12 protein-coding genes and 5 pseudogenes are annotated in these 23,144 nt (G+C 43.9%); 5 read left to right on the forward strand and 12 right to left on the reverse strand.

Annotated elements, in window-relative coordinates:
• Positions 1–111 precede the first annotated feature (111 nt).
• The 5 genes from J5A56_RS13795 to J5A56_RS12330 form a co-directional block, all read right to left on the reverse strand.
• A complete protein-coding gene (locus tag J5A56_RS13795; RefSeq protein WP_282958286.1) occupies positions 112–237 on the reverse strand; it encodes a hypothetical protein in 126 nt (41 codons plus the stop codon).
• Positions 234–1,961 (reverse strand): ABC transporter ATP-binding protein, encoded by a 1,728-nt coding sequence (locus J5A56_RS12315; RefSeq protein WP_211815537.1) that lies wholly within the window; start codon positions 1,959–1,961, stop codon positions 234–236. Before J5A56_RS12315 ends, J5A56_RS13795 begins: the two co-directional genes overlap by 4 nt.
• 25 nt (positions 1,962–1,986) lie before the next feature.
• A complete protein-coding gene (locus J5A56_RS12320; protein WP_211815538.1) occupies positions 1,987–3,741 on the reverse strand; it encodes an ABC transporter ATP-binding protein in 1,755 nt (584 codons plus the stop codon).
• A 32-nt stretch (positions 3,742–3,773) separates the two neighbouring features.
• Complete coding sequence (locus J5A56_RS12325) at positions 3,774–4,388, reverse strand: TetR/AcrR family transcriptional regulator (RefSeq protein ID WP_021670874.1); 615 nt, start codon at positions 4,386–4,388, stop codon at positions 3,774–3,776.
• A 266-nt stretch (positions 4,389–4,654) separates the two neighbouring features.
• Complete coding sequence (locus tag J5A56_RS12330; RefSeq protein WP_081691256.1) at positions 4,655–5,560, reverse strand: IS982 family transposase; 906 nt, start codon at positions 5,558–5,560, stop codon at positions 4,655–4,657.
• A 114-nt stretch (positions 5,561–5,674) separates the two neighbouring features.
• Between J5A56_RS12330 and mobB the strand changes: the two genes are divergently transcribed.
• Together mobB and J5A56_RS12340 are read left to right on the forward strand one after the other, a co-directional pair.
• Positions 5,675–6,955: a conjugal transfer protein MobB gene (gene mobB / locus J5A56_RS12335; RefSeq protein ID WP_211815539.1), complete on the forward strand. Its 1,281-nt coding sequence runs from the start codon at positions 5,675–5,677 to the stop codon at positions 6,953–6,955.
• Between the two features lie 72 nt (positions 6,956–7,027).
• Positions 7,028–7,291 (forward strand): annotated as a pseudogene (locus J5A56_RS12340) (YWFCY domain-containing protein); the annotation flags it as partial.
• Between the two features lie 95 nt (positions 7,292–7,386).
• On the opposite strand, the gene ltrA reads toward J5A56_RS12340, so the two are convergent.
• The 3 genes from ltrA to J5A56_RS12355 all read right to left on the reverse strand — a co-directional run bounded on the left by ltrA (position 7,387) and on the right by J5A56_RS12355 (position 13,142).
• The gene (gene ltrA / locus J5A56_RS12345) at positions 7,387–8,793 is read right to left on the reverse strand and encodes a group II intron reverse transcriptase/maturase (RefSeq protein WP_211815442.1); all 1,407 of its coding nucleotides are present in this window, start codon (positions 8,791–8,793) and stop codon (positions 7,387–7,389) included.
• 718 nt (positions 8,794–9,511) lie between these two features.
• Positions 9,512–9,700: a hypothetical protein gene (locus J5A56_RS12350; RefSeq protein ID WP_021671044.1), complete on the reverse strand. Its 189-nt coding sequence runs from the start codon at positions 9,698–9,700 to the stop codon at positions 9,512–9,514.
• A 13-nt stretch (positions 9,701–9,713) separates the two neighbouring features.
• Positions 9,714–13,142: a leucine-rich repeat domain-containing protein gene (locus J5A56_RS12355; RefSeq protein ID WP_021671043.1), complete on the reverse strand. Its 3,429-nt coding sequence runs from the start codon at positions 13,140–13,142 to the stop codon at positions 9,714–9,716.
• A gap of 466 nt (positions 13,143–13,608) precedes the next feature.
• Between J5A56_RS12355 and J5A56_RS12360 the strand changes: the two genes are divergently transcribed.
• The gene (locus J5A56_RS12360; protein ID WP_021670644.1) at positions 13,609–14,007 is read left to right on the forward strand and encodes a transposase; all 399 of its coding nucleotides are present in this window, start codon (positions 13,609–13,611) and stop codon (positions 14,005–14,007) included.
• A gap of 26 nt (positions 14,008–14,033) precedes the next feature.
• Positions 14,034–14,867: pseudogene (locus J5A56_RS12365) on the forward strand (IS3 family transposase); the annotation flags it as partial.
• A 2,360-nt stretch (positions 14,868–17,227) separates the two neighbouring features.
• Here the strand turns inward: J5A56_RS12365 and J5A56_RS12370 are convergent.
• Positions 17,228–17,668 (reverse strand): annotated as a pseudogene (locus tag J5A56_RS12370) (RHS repeat domain-containing protein); the annotation flags it as partial.
• 164 nt (positions 17,669–17,832) lie between these two features.
• On the opposite strand from J5A56_RS12370, the pseudogene J5A56_RS13950 reads away from it, so the two are divergent.
• A pseudogene (locus tag J5A56_RS13950) lies at positions 17,833–19,712 on the forward strand (IS1634 family transposase).
• Positions 19,713–19,756: 44 nt separating this feature from the next.
• On the opposite strand, the pseudogene J5A56_RS13955 reads toward J5A56_RS13950, so the two are convergent.
• From J5A56_RS13955 to J5A56_RS13670, 3 genes and pseudogenes are all read right to left on the reverse strand, one after another.
• Positions 19,757–20,077, reverse strand: a pseudogene (locus tag J5A56_RS13955) (RHS repeat-associated core domain-containing protein); the annotation flags it as partial.
• A gap of 33 nt (positions 20,078–20,110) precedes the next feature.
• The gene (locus tag J5A56_RS12385) at positions 20,111–20,680 is read right to left on the reverse strand and encodes a hypothetical protein (protein WP_021672197.1); all 570 of its coding nucleotides are present in this window, start codon (positions 20,678–20,680) and stop codon (positions 20,111–20,113) included.
• 3 nt (positions 20,681–20,683) lie between these two features.
• On the reverse strand, positions 20,684–22,609 hold the full coding sequence (locus J5A56_RS13670) for an RHS repeat-associated core domain-containing protein (protein ID WP_432757720.1): 1,926 nt from the start codon (positions 22,607–22,609) through the stop codon (positions 20,684–20,686).
• Between the last annotated feature and the right edge of the window lie 535 nt (positions 22,610–23,144).

Here is a 23,144-nt window from a genome sequence, read left to right on the forward strand (position 1 = left end):
TGTTGTTTTATCTTTATTCTTAATATTATCTCCAATCAGTCGTTGGGAACCTTTAATACTTACGGAATTGGACACACATGTCCAACTAATTGGATGAATTTGTCCAGCTCATTAGACTCGCCTGTCCAACTTATTGGACAAGCGTGTCCAATTTGCACGAACGTCATACACACCGTAAGACATATACTGTTGCTGTTTGCCATAATCCTTTGCGAGCGATTGATGTGGGGGTATCATTGCCGTTTTTCCTGTTGCAGACGAACCATGCGGGCGAACTCGCCGTTGCGAGCCAACAGCTCGTCGGGCGTGCCCTGTTCGCTCACCGTTCCGCCGCTAAGCACCACGATGTGGTCGGCATTGCGGACGGTGCGCATACGGTGGGCGATGATGATAACGGTCTTGTTACGTACCAGTTCGGAGATGCCCGCTTGTATTTTCGTCTCGTTCTCGGCGTCAAGGCTTGCGGTGGCTTCGTCGAGAAGTATGATTGGGGCATTCTTCAGCAGGGCGCGGGCAATGGAAATACGCTGCCGCTCGCCACCCGAAAGGGTTTCGCCGTTTTCGCCGATGACGGTATCGTAGCCTTGCGGCATTCGGCTGATGAAGTCGTCGCACTGCGCCAGTCGGGCGGCGTGGCGCACTTCCTCGTCGGTGGCGTTGCGCTTGCCGATTCGGATATTGTCGGCAATAGAGGCATTGAACAGCAATACGTCCTGAAAAACAATGGAATAGTGTTTCAGCAGCGTTTCGGGGTCAATCTTCGAGATGTCGTTTCCGCCCACAAGAATTTGTCCGTCTTCGATGTCCCAAAAGCGTGCGGCGAGTTTGGCAGTAGTGCTTTTGCCTCCACCCGACGGCCCTACGAGGGCGGTAACGGTGCCTTGACGTGCCGTGAACGAGACATTGTGCAGCACTTGCTTCTTGGTTTCGTAGGCAAAACTTACGTTGCGGAACTCGATGTCGTAGTTTTCGAGTTGTACGTCTGCACTTCCCTCCTGCGTAGGCATGTTTTCTATTTCCTTCATACGGTTGATGCGCACGTCGAGGAAAGAGAGAAGGGCAAGGTAGTTGCACACTTCGATAATGGGATTGTAGACCATTGCCGATGCCAAGAGGTAAGCCAAGTAGGTGAATACCGACACTTCGCCCTGCTGCAACAGCCACGCTCCCACCAATATAACGGTGGGCATACCGAGCTTGAGCAGCATTCCGGCGAGATTGAGGAAGACTCCTGCCACGAGTTCGCCGCGCACCAGCTCGCGTTCGTAGCCCTTCAGCCGCTTGTCGAAGCTGCGGCAGTATGTCTGTTCGCCACTGTACGACCTTATTTCCTGCATACATTCCAGCCCTTCCTGTATCTGTTCGGTTACGCCACGCTTCACTTTATAGTGTTGGACGAAGGCTTTGTGGAGCTGACGGCGCGACAGCAGCAGGGTGGTTACGGCGAGCGGAACAACCCAAAAGAGGGCTAAAGCCAAGTGCCAGTTGTAGGAGAACATGCCCACGCCGATGATGACGACGCTCAGAGCCGACGCAAACAGCTGGGGAACAGCGTGCGAGAAGGTTTGCTCGAGCATCGTGCAGTCTTCCATCACGGTAGAGGTGAGGTCGGAAAGGTTGCGTTCGCCGAAGAAAGCGAGGGGCAGTCGGCGCAGCTTTTCCGCCACTCCGATGCGGCGTTGCGCACTCTCGTTGTAGACGGTGGTGTAGGTGCTGTCGTACTGTCGGAGGGCTATGAAGAACATAAGCACTGCCAAGAGCGTTGCCACAAGCACATAGAACCACAGCGTGTGCGGCTCGGTGGAGGGCTTGGCGTCGATGTACTCCATGAGGAAGAAGAACAAATAGGTGGGCGGCAGCATCAATGCGAGGTTCATTAGTGTAGAGCAGGCGATGCCTTTCCGCAAGTCTTTCGCTCCTTTTTCGGTGAGGGCGAACCGTTGTTGAAGATATTTTATCATAATCTTGTGTCCTTTCTGTTTAGGTTTATAGTTTCCATGCCACCGACTTTTGGTATTCGTTCCACATCTTATAATATAATGTGGCTTGCTCCATGAGCTGTTGGTGGGTGCCCTGTTCGGCTATTCTGCCGTTGTCTACCACGACAATGTTGTCGGCATCTTGCACGGTGGTCAGTCGGTGGGCTATCATGAGCACGGTTTTTCCGCAAGTCAGGTGGGCAAATGCCTGCCTGATAAGGTGCTCGTTTTCGGGGTCGGCAAAGGCAGTAGCTTCGTCGAGCACCACGATGGGCGCATCTTTCAGAATGGCACGGGCAAGCACTATGCGCTGCTGCTCGCCGCCAGAGAGGTATGTTCCCTCCGCTCCTATCACGGTGTCCAGCCCCTGTGGCAGCCGCTCGATGATTTCCCGACTCTGCGAGAGGTCTACGGCACGGTTCACCTGCTCGATGGTTGCATCGGGATTGCCGTAGCGTATGTTCTCCAAAATGGAGGTCTTGAACAGTCGGGTGTTCTGAAACACGAACGACACGTTGCGCATCAGCGTTGCCTTATCCATGTGCCGAACGTCCACACCGCCTATTTTCAAGCTGCCTTCGCGCACGTCCCAGAAGCGTGGAATAAGTCTTGCGATGGTTGTCTTGCCGCTTCCGGACGCTCCCACCAGCGCAACGGTCTTGCCTTGCGGTATGTCGAGGTCGATGTGGCTTACGGCATCGCACTCCGCCGCTTCGTATCGGAACGACACATTGCGCAGGCTGACATCGAAGGCTGTTGCTTTCTCAGGCTCGGAACTCTCTGGAAGCGGTGGCGTGGCAGTGAGTTTCTCCAATCGGTCTACCGCTTCGTTTGCCAGAAAGAGGTTCTCGCTGAGGTGCATGGCTTTCATTACGTTGGCTGCAATGATGGGTGCGATGAGCACATACAGCACCATATCGGAAACGATGATGGCAGTTTCGCCGCCGTGCCCTATCAGTATGATGCCCGTAGGCACAAGCAGAAAGGCGAAAGCATTGATGGCTATGGTGTAGGCAGACATGGGCGTGCGCCACAGAAGGGTGTACCTGATGACGAGGTCGCGGTAGTTGATGATGCTGTCGTGAAAGCGTTTGAACGAGAATACCGTCTGTTGGAAGACCTTCACGACGGGTATTCCGCGCACGTACTCCACAGCTTCGGCACTCATTTTCTCCTGTGCGTCAAGGTACATACGCTGGAAATCGTTGTTCTTAGGGTTCATCATGTAGCCCATAATGCCGAAGGCGCACACTATCGGCACCATTGCGGCAATGCCCAACTGCCAGTCTACGGCAAGCAGAAGCACTATGATGCCTATCGGAGCCACCACGCTGCCTGCCACATCGGGCAGTATGTGTGCCACGAAAGTGTGGGTCTGGCTCGAATCTTCGTCTATTATCTTGCGCATACGCCCCGTGTTCTGCGTGTCGAAAAAGCCCAACGGAACACTCATCAGCCGTTCCATGGCAGTGCGCCGCATATTGGTTTCGATGCGGAAAGCGGAAAGATGCGAGAGCATGAGGGCGGCGAAATAGAGCAGAACATTCGCCACCGACACCACGAACGCCGCAATGGCATAATCCCATACGGGCGTATCGGCAAGGTCTCCGTCGGCAGTGAGCAGCGTGCGCACCACCAACCACAGGAAAATAAAGGGTACGAGCGACAGCAGTCCGTTCACTGCCGACAGCACAACCGAGCAGGGCAGCAACGGCTTGCGCCCTCCCATGTAACGTCCTAAGCGTTTCAGTATTCTTATCATCTTCTTCTATATATGTTAAAAGGTTGTTATTTCTACGGTTTCATCAGCTCTCTCCACCCTGCCATACTGTAAGCGGCATACTGCTCGAGCGCACGGTTCACCTCGCTTTCGTCGTACTCCTCGTGCTCCACAAGTTCGCAGAAGATGTTCACCCACATGGAACTCGCAATGTGCAGGAAGAAGGGCGATATGTCGATGTTGATGTGCGGATAGCGCGCTTTCATCAGTCGCAGGTATTCCGTGCCTGCTTTCAGCTGGTGTTCAGCTATTCTCTCCTTGTAGCCCGCAAGCGATGTGCCTTCGGCATTGAATAGCAACAGGCACAGCTCGGGGCGGTAAAGCCTCACCATTCGCTTCATTGCACCGATGTATTCGTTCTGAAAATCGAGTGCGTCGAACACCTCGATGCAGAGGTGCCGCTCCTCGTTGTGCGACAGAATGTAGCGGTTCAGCTCGTTGAGCAGCGGCCGCAACACCTCGCAGAACAGCTCGTCCTTGCTGCGGAAGTAGTTGTACACGTTGCCAGCAGCAATGCCCGCACGCCGCGCCACCGTACGGATAGACGTGCTGCGTGCGCCGTGAGCGATAAATTCCTCGCGCGCTACGGCAACAATACGCTGTCGTATGTCGTCTTTCAGTGTCTGCATACGCCGATGAAAACTTTAAATAATGAACCAAGTTCTGTTTTGTTCATAAAAAAATCGCACCGTTTCGTAATCGAACGGTGCGATTTATTGAACGAGCCTATTTGCGCTCTTACTATATAAATATTGTGTATTCGCATAGCTGCAATGTTTATTTTGCAAAAGTAGTAAAGATATAAAAACGCCGCAATACCCAAAAATAAGTATTTTGCAATAAACACTTATGTGTGTTGAATGTCTAAATTTATTTTAACGTGAGTTCGACGAATTCAGAACAAAGCAAGCTGTGTATCAATAGTCCTTTGCAGATTGATGCACGGCTTCTTTGGAAACAGGCAATAGGCAGCAATTGCCCCTAATAAGTTGACGATGAAATTGTCAAAGCATCTATGCCTGGAGTGTTCCACTTGTGCAATGTTCTTAAGTTCATCATTCACCGTTTCTATAATGGCTCTTTTTCTGAGTAAAAGTCTGTCTGAAACGCTCATTAAAGCTCCTTTCATGTTACTTTTCAATTTGGTAATAAGCTGTATTCCGTCAACGAAAAGCCTTTGAAAGAGGTTCTTGCCGATGTACCCCTTATCACCGACCAGCTTACCATAGATGAATTCTATGAATGCCTTGTACTCCAAAGGCTTACGATCATCAACATCTCCCGGCGTTATCATAAAGTTGAGAAGCTCTCCTTTCTCATTGCAAATCAAGTGCAATTTGGAACCGAAGAACCAACCCATAGAGCATTTTCCTCTTTGGGCTATGCCTTTGAAAACTTTGTGAATATGTATTCTCTGATTCTTGCAGACACACAATGGTGTACTGTCAACAAATCTTATGCCCGTGCATTTTCCCAAGAGGACCTTCTTGATAAACAAGGTTAAGGGTACGGCTACCTCCTTTTCCAATTCTACTAAACGGTTATAAGAAACAACATTGGGAAACAGATGGCGAAGATGCTTGCATACTTTTTCAAGATAGAAATGTTTAAAGCAGCGATAACCGGAGTCGTGGAAAAGAATCATTATCAGCATGACTTCTGCCTTTGACATCGTGGAACTTCGATGATATTTTCTTTTTCCGGCAGGTTTTAGCGCATATTTTGTTGTCATAGCATCAAAAAACTTGCAGAAGTCGTCTGCCATACAAAATATTTCAGTAACTTTATCTTCGGTGATCATAGCGATTTTTGTTTGTAATTCTATGTATATCAACACTTTAAAATTACAACAAATTTCGTTAATCACCAAATCTATAGACACTTATAATTCATCGAACTCACGTTAGTTAGAAAAATGATAGCAAAAATTTCAGCAACGGAGAACCTTGGAGGTGCACTCGGCTACAACTTCAAAAAGGTGGAAAAAGGAGAAGCAAATATTCTTCTTGCCGCTGAATTGTATCAGAGCAAGGAAGGACGTTATACGATGGAGGACGTGCTTGCTGATATGGAGGCATTGATACCGAAGAACTGCCGTACCAAGAAAACGGTGTTCCACTGTTCGCTCAATCCGCACCCAGACGAGAAACTATCCGATGAAACACTCTCGCAGATAGCAAAAGAGTATATGGAGGCACTCGGCTATGGCAATCAGCCCTACATTGTGTTCAAGCATAATGACATCGCCCGTGAGCATATCCACATTGTGTCGCTTCGGATAAACGGTGAGGGAAAGAAAATCAACGACAAGTTTGAGAAGCGGCGGAGCAAGCAGATTACCGATGTCTTGGAGAGGAAATATGGTCTCATTCCAAGTTCAAAGGTCAGGGATAATGTGGAAACAAAAACACCAAAAGTGAATATTGATAGAGGAAACATCAAGGAGCAGGTGGCAAGTATTCTCCGCATGGTGCTGAAACATTATTGCTTCTGTTCATTGGGAGAGCTGAACGCCATCCTTTCCGCATACAAACTTGCCGTGGAAGAAGTGAAGACGGAGTTTCGGGGAAGGAAATACAATGGACTTGTCTATCTTCCAACTGATGGCAAGGGCAACAAGGCGGGCACACCCATCCATGCCTCAGACATCGGCCGTGGTGTGGGCTATACTGCCGTACAGAACAGGATGCAGAAATCAAAACAAGCCGTCAAGCCGTTGGTACCGACTATAATAGGCAAGGTGTTACAAACAATGCGTACCTCTCCAAAGACAGAGGAAGAACTTCGACAAAGATTGGAAGTACAAGGCTTGCGTGTGGTAATCCGAAAGAACGAAAGTGGACGAATGTATGGCGTCACGTTCATTGACGACAAGGAGGGCATCGCCCTCAATGGCTCCCGATTAGGCAAAGGATATGCCGCCAATGTATTCAACACTTATTTCTCCAATCCTACACACAATCCATTCTTGGATGAAACGCTGTATGGCTGTCCGTCTGTCCATTTGGAACAATCGGCAACCGTTCAATCTTTGCGACAGAATACGGAAGAAGGCGATAACATTGTCAATGAGCTTATTGAGGATATGGCAAATGGTTCATTCCTACCTATGGGCAACGATGATTGGAAGGAAGTGGCGTGGCAGCGAAAGCTCCGCAGACAAAATAAGGTAAATCTTAAACGCAGAAAGCGTTAAAGTACACCGTTCAAATAATATTCAAACACTTTTCAAATAGTATTAAAACGATATTCTAAATAAAACAGCATTATGGCACAGGAAGACGATTTAAGGGCATTAGGTAAGGTCATGGACTTTATGCGGGGCATATCGGTGATATTTCTCCTTATCAACTGTTATTGGTTCTGCAACGAAGCGTTTCACGAGTGGCACTTCACGCTCGGTATCATCAACAAGATACTGATGAACTTCCAACATACCACAGGCTTGTTTTCGTCCATCCTTTGGACGAAACTCTTTTGTGTGGTGTTTCTTGCTTTATCCTGCCTTGGGACAAAAGGCGTGAAAATCGAGTAGGAGGTAAACGCTAATCAAAGGTATTTATCTCCTATTTTCACGTTTACCGACCTCTCACACCACCGTACATGCCGTTCAGCATACGGCGGTTCCTATTTTGGGTTCCATCCGAGATAGGCATCCAATAAGCAGACATAACCCTGCTTGCGTAGCCGGTCGTTTGACATGGCTATACTCAAGATGGGACTGCCTGCTATGCGCCAATAAGCCAGGCGAGTGTTCCCCCATTGGTAGGCTTGCCACTTGGCAATTCCGCACCTAATGAGATTGACAACTTTCGTCTTTGGCTTCTTCCAAGCTTTCCATATGCACATGCGTATGCGTCGCCTTAGCCATTCGTCGGTTTCAAGGCAAAACCGTTTCATATTGGCAAGGTGGTAGTAACCTACCCATCCCACAATATACTTTCTCAGTTTCTGCTTTCTCTTCACATATCCCCAACCATTGCTACGACTTGTCAACTCTTTGAGGGATGACTTCATCTTCGACTTAGATTTGGAGTGTACCGTGAGTTGGCATTTACCTCTGTGTACATAAAAGGAGTAGCCGAGGTACTTCACACCCTTGATATACGAAACGACCGTCTTTTCCTTGTTCACCTTAAGGAAGAGTTTTCCATCAATAAACTTGGTTATGGACGACCTTACACGTTCTGCAGCCCTCTTGGACTTACAGAATATCATCGCATCATCGGCATAGCGGACAAAGGGGTGACCTCTACGTGCGAGTTCCTTGTCCAACTCGTTGAGCATGATGTTGCTCAAAAGTGGACTTAGAGGACCGCCTTGCGGAGTTCCCTCCTCGCTCGCGTGCCAAAGACCTTTGGCTATCACACCGCTGCGCAGATATTTGTGTATAAGGCTAACCACTCTGCCATCCTTTATCGTACGGCTGAGTATCTCTATGAGTTTGCCGTGGTTAACTGTGTCGAAGAAGCGTTCGAGGTCGAGGTCAACTACATATGTATAGCCATCATCAACCGTCTTCTGCACTTCTCGCAGTGCGTTGTGGCATCCTCTGGTCGGGCAAAAGCCGAAGCTCCGCTTGGAAAAATGAGGCTCATAGATTTGGGTTAGCACTTGGTTGATGGCTTGCTGCACCATGCGGTCAACCACAGTGGGTATGCCCAGCAGGCGCATCTTGCCATTGTCCTTGGGTATCTCTACCCGGCGGACAGGATTGGGACGGTATGTACCGTCAAACAAGGAGCATAGAAGTTCATCCTTATGGGTCAAGAGCCATGGTAGTAGCTGCGCGCATGACATCTTGTCGATACCACCCTTACCCTTGTTCCCCACAACTGCCTTATAGGCTCGGTTCAGGTTCTCGGGACTGAGGATTAACTCCAACAAGTGCTCCTTGTCGAATGGAACTTCCACGATGTTGTCTTCGGATATCCACATGAAAGTCTGCACTCCCCCATACCATTCGGATTCCGTCCTATCTCTCTGGGGGCAGTCATTAGCATAAGCTGATGTTTTCTGCATTCGTTCCTTCATACGGTAACTTTCAATTACTATCGCTTAATTATTAGGTTCTGCCCTTCGTGAAGCGTTACCGACCGCTACACTACTATGGCATCTGCTGACTTCTCACGGCAAGTTTTGCTCCGCAACTTTTGTAAAGACAACTAATCGTCACGTCCGTGAGACCTCCTCGAATAAGGGCATTGTCTTTCCATCTTATACCTACTTCATTTTTTCACTTCGCTCAAGGAAACTCCACCAACCGTTCCGAATAGCTATGGGACTTTGATTTGTTTGGCAATCTCATCCACGGTCATATGCCTTATATGAAGTTTCTGTACGTTAGGTCAGATGTTTGCCGATGGCTTCCTTCAGATTTCACCTCACGATGAACACCCTTGCCGTTGGCTATGTAATTCCCGCTATTAGGGCTTACTCGGGACTTACACCCGTTAGACAATGCCCATGCCGAGCGTACTAATAAAACCCCGAAAGTTTTTTGTCTAACTTTCGGGGTTCATATCATATTGGCACACCCTCTTTTTATTGAGAGAGAGAATTTACACTGTTGTGTAAAGAATGAGAACTCAGGATGCGAGTCCGTATAGATAGATGCAAAGTGCCAGGATTGCCAGGGCAATCAGTATGAGGCTTGACAGAAATGCCTTTTTCAGTTGCCTCATCTTACGTTGATGTCGCATCTGCGTAAAGAACCGGTCTCTTGCATCCATTATCGTATTTGTCGGTTTCCTTAATCTTCCCAAGGTGAATAATGAGGATATTCCGTAGAATTGAAAGAGGGGTTTTCTTTTGCTCCTACCTCATCGTCATCCGGGTCAAACTCGTCGTTTGAAACACCCGGACTGGCGGTAATCATCAGGTTCTCCATTGAGAAGCGGTGGTTCTCGGTTGAAGGTATGATATATCTCTTCTTTTTCATGACTGTTCCTTTCTCATTTAATGATAACTTTCTTTCCGTTGTGGATATAGACTCCGTGCTGCGGATGTTCTACACACTGCCCCTGCAGGTTGTAGTAAGCTCTGTCGGTACTGTTGTCTGATGAGGCTGTATCAATCGTGTCGATACCTGTCGTTGAGGAGTCGTCGAAAGAGAACATCACCTTGGCACCGACCGGTACCCCCTGGATCTTGGCGTATGCCTTGTGAACCGGTATATTGATTGTAGCCTTGGCTTTCTTGAAGATACCTTCACGGGCGGACATGACGTAGATAGGATCCGTGCCTGTCGTGACGGTGTGCGGATTGACTGTGACACCTTCCATCATGTTGTGGCTGATGGTATATGTGTGGTCGTCTTTCTCACCGATGGTGTAGTAGAAGTCAGTGGGAGTTTTCTCTCCGTCAAGCACCTTCAGCAGTACACCGGTATAAGCCGGTATATAGCCGTATTCGTTGGTAACACCGCCGTTCACATCTACACTTGTCATACGTACCATGTAGGTAGACGTACCGTAGTCGCCGGAACCCTGTGTGATGCTTGAGATAGGAGCTACAAATGCGCCCATGTCGCAGATGTGCTTTTCCTTCTTGTACTCGCTGAAGTCCGTGTCGAACTCACGTGCGAATGTACCGTACTTGTGTGTGATGTTGATACCCGGAATCTTGAAGTCAATCTGGTTGATGAAGTTCCTGGTGCTTTCAACATATTTATGTTCAGTCGTACTGTAGACCTTTTTATCCCATTCAGTCTTGTAATTGGAAAGCTGGGACTTCTTCACATAGACTTTCGTAGAAGAGGCGAACTCATTGTAATCTTTTCCAGTCTCATCCAGTTCAAAGCGGGTAGTACTCAGCATCTGCTTTGTCGGGTTGGAAGAAAGGAAGAATACATTTTCGATGGTAGAAGCATCAGCTGTAATGTTTGTCTTGAAAGCCTTGGCACCGATGTACTCTACATTCTTCTTCACAACCACCTCGTGTACGTTAGCAGAAGTTGACTGGAAAGCATAGTCACCAATCATGTTGACATTGTAGGTCTTGCCGTTGTGCTCCACTGTTTCGGGTACGACGAAAGTATAATCGGTGTTTTTTACATCGAGGAGATCGACAGAGTTTTCTGATACCGGCAGATACTCCAGATTGTTTTCTATGAAAGAGGTATGTGTACTCTTAAAGTTCTGATAGAATGTGTTGGTTTGATAATCATTAAGGCGTTCTTTACGTACATAGATGTTTATGTTGGTCGGCATATTCGTTGTTCCTGCTGAGCCATTGTCGAAGCTGCGCTTGTTTTCTTCCTGATTGATTTTTGCCGGGTCAATCATCTTGTCGCAGAGGAATGTAATGGTATTCAAGTTCTTGCAATTATAGAATGCACGCTCGCCAATTTCTTCGACCTTGTTAGGAATAACAACATTCTTCAGACCTACGCATTCATAGAAAGCATAATTTCCAATCTTCTTGATTGAAGGAGGCAGGAGTGTAAAGTGTTCACTCGCCTTTCCATGAGGAAAGAGAATCAACTCTTCTTTATCGTGAGAAAGGAGATAACCGTCAACACTTGAGTACTTGGTATTCTCCTTGTCAACGTTGATTGCGGTTAAATGCTCGCAATATTTGAAAGTTTCCGGACTGACACTCTCTACATTCTTTGACAGATTGACGGTTGTCAGGGCTGAACAGTTGCGGAAAGCTTCTTTTTCAAGGGTCTTAACACTGTTTGGAATACTGATAGAAGTCAGACCGCAGTCGGCAAGTGCTCCTGCCTTAATGGTTGTAATGATAGCGTCGTCCTTAAAAGTGGCGGTTGCCATGCTCTTACAGCCGTTGAAAGCATTGCTGCCGATGGTAGTCACATTCTTGGGGAAGTTGAATCCCTCCAACTTGTCCAGGTTCTGGAATGCTCCGTCCTCGATAGTCTCAAGATCGCAACTGCCTTGGAAGTTGAAGTGCTTCAAGTTCCTGGTAAATTGGAGTGCACCGTTCTTTATCGTCTTCAGTTTGGAGTTGTCAGGTACGTTGATGGTTTCCATACTTGAACATGATGTGAAAATCTTATCCAGTTCCTTTAGAGCGGAAGGCAGGGTTACCTCCTTTAATGCATAGTTCCATCCAAACGCACCACCGTCAATCTTCGAACAGCTCGAAGGATTGATAAATGTAACTTTCTTCAAATCCTTGAAGGAGCTGATGGCTTGCGTGTTAATTGTCGTTACACTGCTCGGAATTGTCAGCTCTTGGATATTCTGATTACTTGCAAAGGCAAACTTTTCTATTTCTTTGACGAAAGATGGGATGGTGTATTTCCCATCTGTTATTTCTTTTGACGGAGGGAAGAAATAAACTTTAGACTTGTCTGGTTTACTGTAGATGACACCTTCTTCTTCAATGAAGTTAACGCAGCCTGGTGCTGTTTTGTATTCCTTGATTTTCGGACAGCTGGCAATGGCTCCCGCCGTTCCGTCTACTTCAAGATCCTTTGGCAGAGTCACTGTCTTCAGATTCTGACAGCCAAAAAGAGAGTTGACATCTAATTTGGTCACTTGGTTCATATCGATACTCTCCATCTGTCTTACAGCATCGAAAGCACGCAGGTAAATTCCTTTTATACCATTGGGAACCTTGTAATCTTTGTCCTGTTTGTTGCGAGGATATTGCACCAGTTTGTCTTTGTAGAACAGCACACCTCCATCAACCTTATAATCTCCTGTAGCACCTGCAGGCATCTCGTAAGCCTCTAAAGTGTTTATCTGTGCAAAACTTGGATAGTCTGTTGCAGCATTTTTCAGATGAGGCAGTAAAATGATTTTCTTTATGCCTGTGTTCTGAGGAAAACTGATAAAGGCAGAATGCTTTATCACTTCTACGGCAGGGTTGATGGTATAAGTGCAGTCGGCAGTCATATATGCATCTGTCGGAACGGCATAGAGTTGGGTTTTGTCGTGGTTATAGAGTGCCCCATGTCCGTCATCCGAAAATGTTGTACTGGCTGATGCAACCGTGATTTTCGGCATTTTCTTTACTCTGTAGAAAGTGTTGTCAGATATTGTCTTAACAGTGGCAGGTATATTCAGTGTCTCCAGCTCTGCATCTGTAAAGGACGAATAGGCAATTTCCGTAATGCCTTCCGGCAGGTTCACGCTGGTTACCCCCTGGCATTTATAGATCTCATTACCACCCACTTTTGTAACCTTAAAGGTGGTACCTTTATTGTCACTCCATGTTGCGGGGATAGTAATGGCCCCCGTCTTGTTCTCTGTTCCAACAAACGACAAGGTACTTTCACTTGCTTTTACCACTTGGTAGACGATACCGTCATGTTTGACGATGTCACCATCAGTGTACGCTGCCACTTGCTTAGGCAGCAACAGCATCAGGAAGACGATAGACCATAACCTGAATTGAATTGTTTTTTCTCTCATGTTTATTATTGTGTTTGATAAAAATACTCTGCCTTATATAAATATGTCTGAAGTCTGCCTGTTGTTTCCTTCAGACTGAATCAGTATGTTTTGGGGTTAATTTGTATGTATCCATTTTAGAACACTCTCTAAATATGCTGTTTTGCAGGTGCAAAGTTAGAGAAATTTTTCATTGTAGTTGTATTCTAAAAAGTATCTATGTTTTCCTTTTTATCTTCTGTTAATGTCGCATAATAACTTAATTTTCTTTTAAAGTCTTTCCCTTATTCTTTTGAGGAGGTCTTCTGTTCTTTTGTTACATACGCGTTGGCATGGTTGAAACTCTGTTTGCTTATTAGCATGGTTCTGTTCCATAGAGGATAATAGTGAACGCCTGATTTGTAGATTATGGGTGTGAGAATTCGCTGACCCAGAGCATGTCTTATAGCAGATTTACTTCACATCATTTTAACATTTAAAATTCAAAATGGGAAGTAAACATTCTAAACACAGAACATTCAGTGAGAACTTTATTCTCACTTTACTTCGTGAGTATTACTCATCCGAAGTGTCAATTAATTTCATCTGTCGTAAGTACGACATTAATAGTGCCAGCTTTTATCAATGGCAAAAAAAGTATGATTTAGATGAAAAAAAGCTATCTTTGTCGCATGATATTATTACTAAAGTAAAAGCTATGCGTAGTAAGAAAGCTATGGAGAAAGCCCCTCTAACGCGTGAGGAAGAGCTTGAAGAACAAGTATCCAATTTGAAGAAAGCTTTGGAGTATTCTGAACTTCGCAATCAAGGTTTGATGAAAGTCATAGAGATAAGCAGTAAGGAATACGGTGAAGATTTGCTAAAAAAAGCTGGCGCCAGGCAGTAGACAGCCTTCGAGTCAGCAACCCTCGTTTATCAATTGGGCTGCTGAGTGGACTGTTTGGCAAGACTCGTGAAGGCTATTACTCTGTGAGTAAGGAGAAGAGGGAGCACCGTAAACTTACTGAGAAAATTGTCGTACGTGCAGTAATGGATGTTCGTGCAGATGCTCCTCGAATAGGAGCACAGAAACTTTTGCACATGCTTATGGATATCTATCCAGGCTTAATGCTTGGGCGCGACAGGTTCTACCAGCTAATGCACAAGCATCACCTTATGCTGAAGCCATCCAGATGTCGCCACACCACGAACTCCAATCACAACTATTTCAAGTATAAGAACACGGCAAAAGGAATGGTTCTTACACGTCCTGCACAACTCTGGGTAGCAGACATCACGTATATAGATACTGAGGATGGTGTGGTCTATCTTCACCTCATAACCGATGCGTTCACTCATGAGATAATCGGATGGAAGCTTTCTGACAGTCTGCAGGCTGTCAATACGCTTGCTGCCCTAGACATGGCAATAGAACAGTCACAGGGTATGGATCTCTCGCTGATGACGCACCACTCTGATCGTGGGGTTCAATACTGCAGCAACGCCTACGTGGCAAGGCTGGAGAGTATACACTCAGGCATAAGCATGACTGAAGACTACAACCCTACAGATAATGCAATCGCCGAAAGAGTGAACGGAATAATAAAGCAAGAGTGGCTCTACCACATGAAACGACCGAAGAACCTCGATGATGCACGATGCACTATTGCTGGTATCATAGACTTCTACAACAATAAGAGACCCCATATGAGTAACGGCATGCTTACGCCAAGACAAATGAGAGAAAGGCACTGCAATGTGGCATAAGGCTTTCTGTGCTTTTCATAGTATTAATTTTTGTAAGTTGAAGGAAAAATATTAACTTTGAACATGTGCTACACACGTTCGGACTTCATTGTCAAAGTTTATGATTATGTAAAGCGAATCAGTAAAGTTTCCATGGGGGAGGTAAAGCTGTTCAGGAAGCAAGTAAAAATGTGTAAACCAATTCAGTAACAATAACCAAAAAGTGTGAAGTAAATTTAGGCATAGTCAACTCAAGACCAATACATGCTCTTTTGGCTTCTAAAAGATGCCTAATTGACTTGTAAAAGATACCCTTTTGGAGTGTTGCTAACGCCCTTTTGAAGTCCAATTAAGCACCTTTTCTTGCACGAGTTTATAACTAATTGATTTTCTGTTGGTTGCAAACTTGCTTTTTAAACGTGTTATTGCCATTATTTATAGATGTTTTATCCGAAATTATGTAATGATTTTTCAGAACCTTATCTGCATTTTTGAAGTATTAAAATGAAAGGGTTTTCGGTGTTGGAGGGTGATAATAGAATGGACAGTTGACAGTCTTGACTATGTTTTTATTTAATGAATTACTTCGGTTTTCCCGTTAAAGCTATATGAAAAGTATCTACGCATTTAACGGAAGAACCATCTTTTACCATATCCAAGAATACCTACTATTTTCAATTTGTGAATCTTTATTACAAACACTGCTAATATTCTTTTTTCTTTTGTGACAACAGATTACTGGCTTCTCTGCATTATTAGAACAACACCATTAAAACGACTGCTTTTCTATTTTTCTGTCACTCCTGTCACAATTCTCTACGTTGCAACGCATTGATAACAAGCGGTCTACGTAGAGTGTTAAAAGTGACAGCAACTAAATACAAAAACTATGTTAGGGGGTTAGAGTAGCGATAAACCATGTAATATCAAAAACTGTATCCAAGAAATATATGCTTCTTCTCATATTTATAAGTGTTCTTTACATTGAAACAAAGAGAACCAAAAGCAGAATCTCTATTGAGAAATTCAAATTTCAATAATATCTAACAGATAATGCTATGGATAAACAAAGAGTCAAGACTATTTTCAAAAGAATGATTTTAAGCCTTTAAAGAATTAAGCATAAGGTTGAGAAGAAACAAATAAGAGGAACATCCATAAAGATATTCCCCTTATTTTTCGATTATTCTGCTAAAACCTAAACTCATTCACGTATATAAGCTGCTTACAAGCCAATTTTGTTTGAGAGTATAACTCTAGAAATAGACTAATTTTCCAATCATTTAATTGGAAGGTTATTCACCTCTTTACCTTCTTTAAATAATTTATAACCATCAGTAGCATATCCTTGTCCTATATATATAAACGACTCAGGAGAAACATCTTCCATAATATAGTCCTTAAAATAACATCCACCAAAGTCCATAGCATCCTCACAAACAAGCCTTAGCGGATAATAAACATGGTACGAATCTTTCGCATACCCTGTATTTTTACATACCATGAAGCTACTTACATCAACGCCCTTAGTGCTGGCATCGTTGTATGTAAATATATTGAATCTCCATAGCCCCCATAAATGCTGTCACCTATTCTGGTATAACCATCTATAGTTTCTCCATTTTTAAGTGGACCCATTCTCCTTTGCTTTTATAGTTATATTTCTTATCTTTGCAAGAAACTAAGAAAGCACATAATATGATAATTATAATGTAAAGTCTCATCTGCTTAGTCTTTTATATGTATACATCTTCAAAAATGAACTAGTCCAACTCATTGTTCCTATTCTGATACCAATATGGTTACTAATTGGAGAATATCGATTAATTTGCCCTGTATTATAGTTATGAATAATACTTTGTATTTGAGAATCCTCAAGCTTACCTACATTTGCATAATTATATACATGATTGCGTCTTAAATACCCAGTTTGAGTCATAAGGTTACTATATAAATTAACAACTCCATTATTTCTATGTTTGCATCACGTAATCCTGCAGAATGCCCTAACTCATGGGGGATGGTCCGAGTGTTTGAACCATTTAGTAAACCTTTCACAGCTCTTGGTCCTATCCTAATATGTAATCCGTTTAAATCACTAGTAGCTAATATGGAATTACTTTCAAACCTATTTTGATCAACTATTTCGAAAACATGATCATCTTTTGAATATCTTCAACAGAATTGACAACCCGTAAATTAATATTAGTTTTAACATTATATTTTTCGAGGAGAAAGTATATCTCGATTCTATTTGTGCTTTATTTGATCTCTGACGTTATTAATATTTATTTCTTATCCCTGGAGTTATTATAAACTACTCCTGTAACGTTTATAAGTACATTTGTTTTACCATCTTTATTTTTCGAAGTGTGGATATCCCATTTATTGCCATCAGAATCTATTAATTTAATAGGATTATCTATACAAAAAACATAACCACTACTTTCAACATACTTCTCTGCAAATGCATCTACCCCATACCAAATACTTGCCATAGGGTTCATGTACCTTGCACCGTAATAGTACAAGCCTGTTTCCTCATCAAACTGTTTGCCATTGAACTTATACGGTAGTTCTTCACTACTACTATGCTCGTCTACCAACAGCTCACCATACGGCAGGTAGGCATCATACTGGGTGATGTTGGCTTTATCATCTGTGATGTAAGACGTGCTGCCGAGGTGGTCACTGTGATAAAAGAAGGTTTCTTCTTTCGTTGTATCATTAGGGATGTAACCGTATCCAGCCTGCGGGTCATCAGGGTTGCTTGGGTCGTTCCATGAGATGGGAGCGCCGGGGTTGGTGCCAGGTGTGGTGTTAGCCCAAGTTTAACTGGCAAAAATATTTTCATAAATATTCGGGATGTTTTGTGTAGTATCAATTTTATAAATGATTGATAATCAAGCATAGGGTATTGTAACGAGGTGTAAAATCCGAATTGTAGGACACCGTCATATCAAAATTATTTTGTTACTTTGCACTCATGCACGCAAATGTACAGACACGATTCAACCCTGCAACAGGCGACATGGCTCCTTATTATCGCATCAAGGAGTCATATCGTGACGTGCAGGGTCATGTACATTCGCTAATTCTGTTGAACATCGGTTTTGAACCTTCACTTACTGCCGTACAGGTTCGAAAAATTGCATACGCACTTACCGAACGCTTCAAAAACAGAAGTACACCCTCGCTTTTCAAGGAACATCTTGACGGACTTACTCCTATTGAACAGGCAAAGGCTGACGAATGGTGGAGCCGTATGGAGCAAGAAGGTGGAATCGATAGGTTTAACAAGGAAGAGCAGAAGTCGCTGAGAAAATATGAGAACTACGTTGACCTTGAGACGGCAAAATATACTGACGCAAGGAATGTCGGTGCTGAGTGGCTCTGCAAGCAGACGATAGACAAACTGCAATTAGAGGGTTTCCTGCGCAGAAACGGCTGGACAGAGAATACGATACACACGGCTTTGTCAGCATTGATTGTTCGCACAGTATATGCAGTTTCTGAACGTTCGTCTTATTATTATTTGCGCGATAACTCTGCTGCTGGTGAACTTTATAGTGGAGTTCCTGGCTGGACACCAGGAATCAATTCTCTATATAAAGTCACTGACAAATTATATGAACTAAAGGAACAGTTAGAGCGTCATCTGTGCAACGTTACTGACGACCTTTTAATATAGACAACAAGTTGATGCTCTTCGACTTAACCAACTTCTATTTCGAGGGCAGTAAGCGTAACAGCGACAAGGCCAAGTTCGGTCGGTCAAAAGAAAAACGCTCTGACTGTAAGCTACTTGTACTTGCACTATGTATCAATAAAGAAGGTTTTATACGTTATTCTTCTATCTTGGAGGGTAATACAGCAGACCCCAAGTCTCTGCCCGATATGATTGACACGCTGGCAAAGAGGAATCCATCACGGACAAAGGATACGCTCGTTGTCATGGATGCAGGTGTTGCCACGGAAGAGAACTTGGAGCTGATTAAAAGAAAAGGTTACAATTATCTCTGCGTATCTCGTACGAAAATGAAGGACTATACGCTCAGTGATGATAACAGGAGTGTTACGGTAATGGATGCCCGTCGGCAGAAGATAACGCTGAAAGAGGTTAAGACAGAGGATAACAAGGATTATTATCTCGAAATAACATCTCCTTCGAAAGCTATGACAGAGTCGTCCATGAACAGGGTCTGGAGAGAGCGTTTTGAGATGGAACTGCAGAGAATAAACGATGGAATCTCCAAGAAAGGTGGAACGAAAACCTATGAAAAGGTTGTTGAACGTACAGGACGTGCCATACAGAAGTACCCATCTATAGCGAAGTTCTATCAGATAAGCTACATAAAAGATGAGAAGAAACCCAAGCAGATGCTGCGCATAGACTGGGAGATAAAAGACCTCTCCGCAATGGAATCTGGTCACGGAGTATACTTCCTCCGCAGCAATGTCAGGACACTTGATGAGCGTGTGACATGGGAATACTACAATCTCATTCGTGAGATAGAATGCACGAACAGGCAACTAAAGAATGATCTCAACCTCCGTCCTATCTATCATCAGAAAGATGAGAGAAGCGACGCACACCTCTTCTTCGGTTTATTAGCCTATTGGGTGGTAAACACCATCCGTTGTCAATTAAAACGAGAAGGAGAATCCTGTTACTGGACCGAGATTGTACGACGTATGAGCACCCAGAAGCTCGTCACAACAAAAGGGAAGAATCCATTAGGAGAGAACATCGAGATGCGCCAATGTAGTAGTCCTTCGAAGCAAGCAAAACAGATATACGATAAGTTGAACTTAAAACACTCACCATACAAAAAGAATAAAATTTGTAGGACACAGAACCCATAAGAAAAACGAGGAAAGTACGGTCACTGCAAGAAATAGGCGAAAGTGGGGGTTAAACTTGGGTTAGGATGTGGAGTCTGAATCCAACCCTGTGGCACATCATGGTTACCGAGTTCGGTGAGAACAGCATTATAACCAACACCCGTGTTCTCTGGATCACCATACGCACCCTTCTCTGTTGGTACACCAGGTGCTACACCCACTTTCTTATAATAAGCCTCCTTCTGTGTCTGTATCTGATTCATACGTTCCGCATAGTCCTGCTGACCAGCTGTTACGTATGAGCCGTTGCGTCCATAGACATTATTGAACAGACCCGTTCCAATCCTTGAAGCAACTCGTTTGTCACCAATGAAGTAATGCTTCGTAAGGTGCTCATAAATCTATCTATGAAATATAATTTACAGAGAATCATCTATCAACTTTATTTGTGATAATTTATAATCATAAAAAAAATATACTTTCAAGTTATTATTACTAAATTTTATTATAGGTATATCATCCCCCCAAAATGATAAATTTTCCTTCAAGTGGTTATGGAATTTTATATAATTATAGTCAAAGACATAGAACTTCGCTAGTCCAGATATATTATAGAATATATAAATATAAGAATTGACTCCATTTATATATGTGATTTTTAATCTTTTCTTTTTTTCTTTTATCCGTATTTTAACCTGTCCTAATTTATTGTAAATAGAATCTGTAAAAGGCGGCGTACGTATGTATAGCTCATTTTCATATTCATTAGTGATTGCATCCTTCTTTAAAGTTTTGATTACAGAGTCTTTTCGAATATAATCTCGTTCACCAATTCTTCTTATAAAGAAATAGCGTTTTCTCTTATAATTCCCTACAATTTTCAACATCTGGGCAGGAAACCTATCTACTATATATGCATCTACGGATATAGTTTCCTGAGCATAAATAGGTAAAACGTAGAATAATAATAACAAAAATATTGATTTCATTTTTTATTCCTTTGGCATTATTAATCCAACACGTGTTCCTCGATCTCGCCCAATCCGACTCAACATTAATGCAATGCCCCCAGTATCTACATGTGGATTATTATCAAATAATGAAAAACCATTTTGCATTTTGAATTGTGTATTTGCAAAGTTTGGAAGAGCTTGGGACATAATTTGCGTATAAAATACGTCTGAGTAACCCGCCCTAAAATTCGTTTCAGGATGAATTAAGCCCAAGTTATGACCAATTTCATGAACGAATAATGCACGATATATGTCTTTAGAGTATCCCGAGTGTGAGAGAAGATTCTCTATTCCATTACGATACAATTCTATACACCAAGGATAACTACCATCTGAACCTAACGGAATATTCCCTGATGTTACTTCAGACATACCAATCTTTATTTTATTACCAAATCTTACATCCATGTTATTTATATCTTTTCCTATAATACTACGCTCAAGTGCTTCATTCAATTCTCCTGATGAATTAAAAGTACGTAACCTTAAATCAAATCTTACATATAAAGGATTATCATTGTCCAGATTGTAGAAAAGGGTATTATTAGAATACGGGGCATTGAGCCCTATAGGCTTTGCTTTTGGGACTTTGTATACAGTTCCATTATTATTATATTCGTTAATAGCAAGCTCTAATCCCTTTACTTCATCAGGCTTGAGATCCGACTTCACATAATAATATTCCGCATGAATTACAAATGGAGATTCCTTTGTTCCATTACCCGTAACTTCTCCATCCATGCCTGTCGAATCTACAAACTTAATTGGGTTACCCAAGGTGTAAGTATAAGTGCTTGTCCTTGTGTTTTTTTCTTGCATTGGATCCACTCCATACCACAGACTGGTAACAGGGTTCATGTACCTTGCACCGTAATAGTACAAACCTGTCTCTTCATCAAACTGTTTGCCATTGAACTTATATGGTAGTTCTTCACTGCTGCTATGCTCGTCAACTAATAGCTCCCCATACGGTAAGTAAGCATCATACTGTGTGATGTTGGCTTTATCATCTGTGATGTAAGACGTTGAGCCGAGGTGGTCACTGTGATAGAAGAAGGTCTCTTCACGTGTGGTATCATTAGGAATGTAGCCATAACCAGCCTGCGGGTCATCAGGGTTGCTTGGATCATTCCAGCTTACAGGTGGACCGGGGTTAGTATTCGGTGTGGTGTTGGGGCGTGGAGTTTGAATCCACCCCTGTGGCACATCGTGGTTACCGAGTGTGTCAATGATAGAGTTATACCCTCGTTTTGTATTCTCGGGGTCACCATACGCACCCTTCATTGTAGGTACACCAGGGGCAATGCCCTGCTGCTTATAGTATGCTTCCTTCTGACGTTGTATTTGGTTCATACGTTCAGCATAATCCTGCTGACCAGCAGTAACGTATGAGCCGTTACGTCCATAGACGTTATTGAACAAGCCTGTTCCTAGCCTTGAAGCAGCTCGTTTGTCACCAAGGAAGTAATGCTTCGTGAAGCGGTTCTTGTTGACAGAGAGGATACTTGCAGGATAAAGTGTGAAGTTGTCCGTCTCGTGGAAAGTAATACCCTGCGGTGCTCCATTGATATACACACCCTCCATCGTACCGTAACTCTTCATGATGCGTTCGCCAGCAGCGTTATAAGTATAGCGTGAGGTTTTGCCATTATCGCTTAAGACCATCAGGCGGTTGTCCTCGTCCCAGTACATCTCACGGGTCGTGTTGGTTGAGTCGTTCGTTACCAGCGTTGGATTACCGTTGGCATCGTAGGTGTAATGGTCATGACCAATCTGCGTTGGAGCCGTCGGGTGGTTGCTGTCCTCATACTTATAAGCAAAGTTATAAGACTTGGCGGTTGTTGTTGAGTCCACTTTCTGTACCTTAGTGAGCGGTTCACTCATCCGTCCGAACGACATCACCATATCATACGATGCACGCTTTGCCTTACCGTTTGCGTGGACAAGGCGGTTCAGTTCATCATACTCATACGTATGCGAACTCCTTCCTCCTAACTTCGCCTTGTTGAGTTTCGTCAGCGACGTTGGGTTGGCAGCATTCGTAATACCGAGGATATTATCCACAGCATCATAGCGATACTTGTTTTCCATCACAGTCTGACCATCCGCTGTAAGGTTCATCACCTGCAGACGTTCACGCTGCTTGTCGTAGGTATAGGTTGTCTCCGTGCCATTACCAAGTTTCGTATAGACCGTATGACCCTCCTTGTCGTAACCTATCCTGTCAACTATAACGCTCTGACGTCCCTGTTTATTGCTCGTAAGACACTCAACCTGTCCGGCAGCATTGTAGTGATAAGTTACCACTTCACCGTCAGGATAAGTCATTGTCTGTACACGATTCCAGCTGTCATAGGTAGCACCATAGACATAAGTCCTAATATCTGCTACGCTCGCCATGACTGTACGGACAGTTTTCGTCACCTCACCCTGTCGACCA

Origin of the sequence: Prevotella melaninogenica (genome assembly GCF_018128065.1) — a bacterium.
Lineage (GTDB): Bacteria > Bacteroidota > Bacteroidia > Bacteroidales > Bacteroidaceae > Prevotella.